Genomic DNA, 607 nt, shown 5'->3' on the forward strand with positions numbered 1-607 from the left:
AAGGAAACCTTCGGCTCCATCATGGGTACGTTTAAAGAACCGCTCAACCCGTGGATCAACCCCGTCATTGACGCCGCCACTTCCGCCGACGATTTCCTGCTGACCGACGTACGCAAAAAGAAAATGACCGTCTATATCGGCATCCTGCCCAACAAACTTGCCGAATCGAGGGTTATCGTCAACCTGTTCTTCTCCCAACTTATCAACCAAAACACCAAAGAGTTACCGCAGGACAATCCCGATTTGAAACACCAGTGCCTGCTTTTGATGGACGAATTTACCAGCATAGGCAGGGTGGAAATCATCGCCCATTCCGTCAGCTACATGGCGGGCTACAACATCCGTCTGTTTCCGATTATCCAATCCGTCGCCCAACTGGACGCCGTTTACGGCAAAGAATACGCCCGCACGATCATCACCAACCACGCGCTGCAAATCATCTATACGCCGAGGGAGCAGCAGGATGCGAACGAATACTCCGAAATGTTGGGCTATACCACAGTAAAACGCAAAAACGTCAGCCGCGGACGCGAACGCAGCGTTTCGGAAAGCGAAGAGCGCCGCGCGCTGATGCTGCCGCAGGAATTGAAAGGAATGAGTCAGGACA

General features: G+C 52.6%; 1 protein-coding gene. It reads left to right on the forward strand.

What is annotated here, in order from left to right:
• A partial coding sequence (locus ACTHS8_RS10815) for a type IV secretory system conjugative DNA transfer family protein (protein ID WP_440373710.1) occupies positions 1-607 on the forward strand: 607 nt, incomplete at both ends.

It is taken from the genome of Neisseria sp. P0016.S008, assembly GCF_051957775.1.
In the GTDB taxonomy this organism is placed as follows: Bacteria; Pseudomonadota; Gammaproteobacteria; order Burkholderiales; family Neisseriaceae; genus Neisseria; species Neisseria flavescens_B.